Genomic DNA, 5,621 nt, shown 5'->3' with positions numbered 1-5,621 from the left:
GGACGGGGCGACCGCGGTCGACCTCGGGAGCGGCCCCGGCCCGCAGTCCCTCGCCCTGGCCCGGCTCGGCTTCACGACGGTGCACGCGGTCGACACCAGCGCCGCGCTGCTGGCCGAACTCACGGAACATGCCCGGCGCTCGGGCGCCGCGCGGGCGATCCGCACGCACCAGGCGGATATCCGCGGCGCCCTGCCGCACCTCGCCGCCCCCGGCTCGGTCGCGGCCGTCGTCTGCATGGGCGACACTCTGCCGCACCTGCCCCACCGCGCCGACGTACGGGAACTGATCGCTCAGGCGGCCGAAGCGCTGCGCCCGGGAGGGAGCTTCGTCGCCACCTTCCGCGACCTGACGACCGCACTCCACGGCCCGGACCGCTTCCTTCCCGTCCGCAGCACTGCCGACCGGATCCTCACCTGCTTCCTCGACTACGCCGACGGGGACACCGTCCAGGTCCACGACCTGCTCTACACCCGCCGGAACGGCGCCTGGCACTTCGCGAGCAGCAGCTACCCCAAACTCCGGCTGGCCCCGCAGTGGGTGGCCGAGCAGTGCGCTGCCGCCGGCCTGGCCGTCCGGCACGACACGGCGGGCCCTCGCGGCCTCCGGACCCTGCACGCGGTCAGGTCAGCCGGATGACGTTCCAGGACAGCGGCTCCAGCACGGTGCGCACCCTCCCGGAGGCGTCCAGGGTGGCGCGGGTCGCCCGGTGCGGGGTGACGCGGTCGGGGTCGGACAGGGTGTTGCGGGCCTCCGGGTCGGGGTCGGAGACGACGGAGTGCTCCGTGAGCTCGGTCAGCGCCATGCCGTGCAGGGCGATCTCCAGGGGGAGCTCGTCGTGCTGGGAGCGGTTGACGGCGAAGACCGTCACCGCGCTCGTCGCCTCGTCCAGGACCGCCGTGGCATGGAGGAGCGGGACCTCGCCGTAGCGCTCCGTGCCGTGCGCCGGGGACTGCGGGCGCACGTCCAGGACCGTGCCCCTGCCGTACGCCGACGCCTGCGCGAACGGGTGGAAGGTCGTCTGCCGCCACGCCGGGCCGCCCGGCTCCGTCATGATCGGGGCGATGGCGTTGACCAGTTGGGCCTGGCAGGCCATCGCGACCCGGTCGGCGTTCCGGAGCAGGGTGATGAGGAGGGAGCCCACGACCACCGCGTCGGTGACCGTGTAGCTGTCCTCCAGGAGGCGGGGCGCCTGGGACCAGTTGGGCGGGTTCCGGGCGAAGTCCTGGTGGAAGCGGCGCTGGTACCAGACGTTCCACTTGTCGAAGGAGAGCGTGAGCTTCTTCTTCGACTTCCGGTGCGCCGCCACGTGGTCGCAGGTCGCCGCAACGTTGCGGATGAATGCGTCCATGTCAGCCGCCGAGGCCAGGAAGGAGTCCCGGTCGCCGTCCACCTCCTCGTAGTACGCGTGCAGGGAGATGTGGTCGACCAGGTCGTAGCACTCCCCCAGCACCGTCGCCTCCCACGCGGCGAAGGTGTCCATGCCCTGGTTCGAGCTGCCGCAGGCAACCAGTTCCAGGCCCGGGTCCGGGTCGAGCTGGCGCATGGCGCGGGCCGTCTCCGCCGCCAGGCGGCCGTACTCCGCCGCCGTCTTGTGGCCGGTCTGCCAGGGGCCGTCCATCTCGTTGCCGAGGCACCACAGCCGGACGCCGTACGGGTCCTTCGCGCCGTGCGCCGCGCGGCGCTCCGACAGGGCGGTTCCGCCGGGGTGGTTGGCGTACTCCAGCAGCTCCATGGCCTCGGCGACACCCCGCGTGCCGAGGTTGAGGGCGAGCATGGGTTCGGCGCCCACCTTGCGGACGAAGTCCGCGTACTCGGCCAGACCGAACCGGTTGCTCTCCGTGGACTGCCAGGCCGGGTCGAGGCGCCGGGGGCGGTCATCGCGCGGGCCCGTGCCGTCCTCCCAGCGGTATCCGGAGACGAAGTTGCCGCCCGGGTAGCGGACGGTGGTCACGCCCAGCTCGCGGACCAGGTCGAGCACGTCGGTGCGCAGGCCCTCCGCGTCGGCGGCGGGGTGGTCCGGCTCGTAGACGCCGGTGTAGACGCAGCGGCCGAGGTGTTCGACGAACGAGCCGTACAGGCGCGGGTTCGCCCGGCCTACGGTGAAGGCGGGGCTGAGGGCGATACGGGCGGTCATGGGTTCCCTTCCCGAGGGCCGTGATCGGCCTGCTAGTACGCGACGGGCCAGCCGCTGGACCAGTCCAGCAGGTTGACGCCGAGGGTCGGGGCGCCACCGCGCTGGGCGTCGTAATAGTGGTAGACGAGCAGGTCGCCGTCCACGTCCGGGAGGATGTCCTGGCCGCCCGGCCCGACCACCCGGGAGCCGTGGCTCTCCAGGACCGGGGTGCCGCCCCCGTCCAGCAGGCGGTTGCCCTGCTGGTCCGTGAACGGCCCTGTGGGGCTCGACGAACGGCCGACCCTGATGCGGTACGTGCTGTCGGTGCCCGCGCAGCAGGTGCCGTACGAGCTGAAGAGATAGTAGAAGCCGCCGCGCCGCACCAGCGTCGGGCCCTCGATGCCGCCGCCGGCGGAGGCCAGCCGCACGGGGGCCGCGCCGGACGCGGGCTTGCCGGTGGCCGGGTCCAGCTCGATCTGGTGGATGCCGGTCCCCCAGGAGCCGAACGTGAGCCGCCAGCGGCCGTCGGGGTCGATGAGGAGGTCGGGGTCGATGGCGTTGTAGGCCGAGCCGGAGTCCGTGTGCAGGACCTCGCCGTGGTCGGTGAAGCTGCCCGGGGCTCCGGTGGGGCTGGTGGCCAGGCCGATCGCCGAGTGGCGGGAGCCGAAGGTGGAGACGGCGTAGTAGAGGTAGTAGGTGCCGCCCACCTCGGTGAGGTCCGGGGCCCAGGGGTTGCGCTCGGGGGAGTACTCCGCCCACCAGTCCTGCGGCGCGGCGAAGGCGGACCCGGCGTCGGAGAAGGCGGTGCGGTCAGGTGAGGTCCGGGCCTCCAGCAGGCTGTTGGAGCCGTACAGCACATAGCCGCTGTCCGTGCGGACCATGGTCGGGTCGTGGATGCCGGTGTCGCCCGTCACCCGGCCCGGTTCCGGGTACGCTGCCGCGCTGCCCGGGGTGAGGGTCGCCCAGAGGGCGAGGGCCAGGGCGAGGGTGAGGACGGCCGGGGCGAGGGCGGCCCGCCTGGTGTGGAAGCGGGGGCGTCGGGCTGATGTCTGCACGGGAGCCTCCCGTGGTCGAAGGGATCGGGGACGTCTGAGCGGTGTTCACCGGCCCGCCAGTCCCGTGTGGGCGATGCCCCGCACGATCTGGCGCTGGAAGAACGCGAAGACGAACAGCAGCGGCAGCCCGGCGATCACCAGCGAGGCCATCACCTGCGCATAGCGCACGCCGTAGCTGGACTGGACGTTGACGAGGCCGACGGGGAGCGTCATGCCGCCTGGGTCGGTGGTGACCAGGAAGGGCCACAGGAAGTTGTTCCAGGTCTGGATGAAGGTGAAGATCGCGACGGCGGCCAGCACCGGCCGGGACAGCGGCAGCACGATGGTGAAGAACACCCGCCAGCGCCCGGCGCCGTCGCAGAACGCCGCCTCCTCCAGCTCCCGCGGCACCTCCTCGAAGAACTTCACCAGGATGAAGACCATGGCGGGCACGGCCACCTGCGGCAGGATGACGCCCCAGTACGTGTCCACGAGCCCGAGCGCCAGCATCTGAGCGAACAGCGGCGCCATCAGCACCTGCGGCGGCACCATGATCCCGGCGAGTACCAGCCCGTAGAGCAGCCTGCGGCCCCGGAAGGTGGTGCGTGCGAAGCCGTACGCCGCCATCGCGCTCAGCAGCACCGTCAGCGCGGTGGTGACCGTGGCGACATAGGCCGTGTTCAGGATCCAGCGCGGCAGGTCTCCCGCCTCCCACACCTGTTCGTACGCCTCGAAGGTGATCCGGGAGCCGATCCAGGTGAGCGGCGTGTCCACCTCCTCGCCCTGCGGCTTGAGGGAGGTGGCGAACGCGTACGCGAGCGGCAGCACCCACAGCGCGGCGAGCAGCAGCGCGCCCAGCAGCAGCGCCAGACGGCCCGGCGTCCAGCGCGGCCGGCGGCCCGACTCGTGGTCCGTACGGCTTCTCATACGGCGTTCTCCTGGCGGGCGCGGCGGGTGAACCGGAGCTGGAGCAGCGAGATCAGCACGATCAGTGCGAAGAAGAGATACGAGGCGGCGGAGGCGTAGCCGATGCGGTAGCCGGTGAAGCCGTGCTCGTAGACGTACAGCAGCAGCGGGCGGGTGGACTCGTCGGGGCCGCCCCGGGTCATGATGTAGACCTGATCGAAGATCTTGAGCGAGGCGAGCAGCTGGAGGATCACCACCACGCCCGTCGTACGGCGCAGCATCGGCAGGGTGACGCGCCGCAGCCGCTGCCAGGCGTTCGCGCCGTCCAGCTCGGCGGCCTCGTACAGATGGCGCGGGATGGCCTGGAGGCCCGCCAGGTAGAGCAGGAAGTTGAAGCCGACCGTCCACCAGAGGGTGGTGCCCACGATGGAGAGCATCGCGTAGCGCTCGTCGGTCAGCCAGCCGATGCCGGGGTGCAGCCCGACGGTGTCCAGGAGCTGGTCGGCGAGGCCGAAGTCGGACGGGTAGATGATCCACAGCCACAGCAGCCCGACGACGCCGGACGGCAGCAGGAAGGGCGCGAACCAGCTGAGCCGCCACAGCCAGTCGGCGAACCGCAGATGGTGCGCGATCAGCGCCATGGCCAGCCCGGTGAGCACCAGGGGCACGGTCGAGAGCGCGGTGAACCACAGGGTGTTCCACAGCGAGGACCACATGTCGGGGTCCTTCAGCGCCTCGGCGTAGTTGTCGAAGCCGACGAACTCGCCGCCCTGGCCTGTGATGTTGTCGGAGCCGAGGCTCATCTTCAGGCCCAGCGCCAGCGGCCAGAGGAGGAAGAGGGCGTAGAAGGCGAAGAACGGCGCGACGAAGGCGAGGCCGTGCTCGGTCCAGTGGCGGCGGGTCCTCATGCGCCGCTCCGGCCGGGCGGCTCCGGCTCGCCCAGCGGGCTGGGGGTGTCCAGCAGGTCGCGCAGCCGGGACTTGGCCTCCTCCAGCGCGCCGCGCGGCGAGCGGCTGCCGGTGAGGACCCCGGAGAAGACGGACCCCAGCTCGATCCACATCCGGGAGGCCGAGCCCGCGAACCACGCGGGCGGGTCCAGCGCGACGTCGTCGATGACGTCCCGGTACGCGGACTGCGGCTCCAGCCTCCGGTACGCGGGGCGGTCCAGGGTCGGCAGATAGGCGGGGACGTGGCCGCCCTTGGCCCACTCCACGCTGTGCCGCAGCATCCAGGCCACGAACTGGTGCGCGGCCCGGTTGCCCGCGCCGCCGCGGCCGTCCTGGTGCGGCAGGACGAAGGTGTGCGAGTCGGCCTGCGCGGCCCGGCTGCCGAACAGGGCGGGCACCCGGGTCATGGAGAAGGGCAGCTTGTTGTTCTGGAAGGTGGACACCTCCCACTCGCCGTTGAGGTAGAAGCCGGTGTCGCCCGCGTTGAAGATGCCGACGCTGCCCTGGTAGTCGGCGCGGCGCACCAGCAGCCCGTCGTCGCCGAGCCGCCGCAGGTACTCCAGGACGCGCAGCGCCTTGGCGTCGTCGACGGCGAGGCGGGTGGCGGTGGGGTCGAGGAG

The 5,621-nt window shown here is 72.0% G+C and carries 6 protein-coding genes; 1 reads left to right on the top strand and 5 read right to left on the bottom strand.

Annotation, left to right across the window (positions count from 1 at the left end; genetic code table 11):
* On the top strand, positions 1 to 637 hold a 637-nt coding region (locus tag G5C65_RS30055; RefSeq protein ID WP_165302202.1), incomplete at its 5' end, for a class I SAM-dependent methyltransferase.
* Here the strand turns inward: G5C65_RS30055 and arfA are convergent.
* The 5 genes from arfA to G5C65_RS30030 form a co-directional block, all read right to left on the bottom strand.
* The gene (arfA, locus tag G5C65_RS30050; RefSeq protein ID WP_165302201.1) at positions 621 to 2,135 is read right to left on the bottom strand and encodes an arabinosylfuranosidase ArfA; all 1,515 of its coding nucleotides are present in this window, start codon (positions 2,133 to 2,135) and stop codon (positions 621 to 623) included. The genes G5C65_RS30055 and arfA overlap by 17 nt on opposite strands.
* A 32-nt stretch (positions 2,136 to 2,167) precedes the next feature.
* Complete coding sequence (locus tag G5C65_RS30045; RefSeq protein WP_338146734.1) at positions 2,168 to 3,169, bottom strand: arabinan endo-1,5-alpha-L-arabinosidase; 1,002 nt, start codon at positions 3,167 to 3,169, stop codon at positions 2,168 to 2,170.
* A gap of 45 nt (positions 3,170 to 3,214) precedes the next feature.
* Positions 3,215 to 4,075: a carbohydrate ABC transporter permease gene (locus G5C65_RS30040; protein ID WP_165302200.1), complete on the bottom strand. Its 861-nt coding sequence runs from the start codon at positions 4,073 to 4,075 to the stop codon at positions 3,215 to 3,217.
* Entirely contained in the window at positions 4,072 to 4,962 is an 891-nt protein-coding gene (locus G5C65_RS30035) for a carbohydrate ABC transporter permease (RefSeq protein ID WP_165302199.1), read from the bottom strand. The genes G5C65_RS30040 and G5C65_RS30035 overlap by 4 nt, the downstream gene beginning before the upstream one ends.
* Positions 4,959 to 5,621, bottom strand: a 663-nt coding sequence (locus G5C65_RS30030) for an extracellular solute-binding protein (RefSeq protein ID WP_338146733.1), incomplete at its 5' end; no start/stop codon positions are given. The genes G5C65_RS30035 and G5C65_RS30030, both read right to left, overlap by 4 nt.

Source organism: Streptomyces boncukensis (genome assembly GCF_011045075.1).
Taxonomy (GTDB): Bacteria; Actinomycetota; Actinomycetes; order Streptomycetales; family Streptomycetaceae; genus Streptomyces; species Streptomyces boncukensis.
This window is presented reverse-complemented; position numbering and strand designations above follow the sequence as displayed.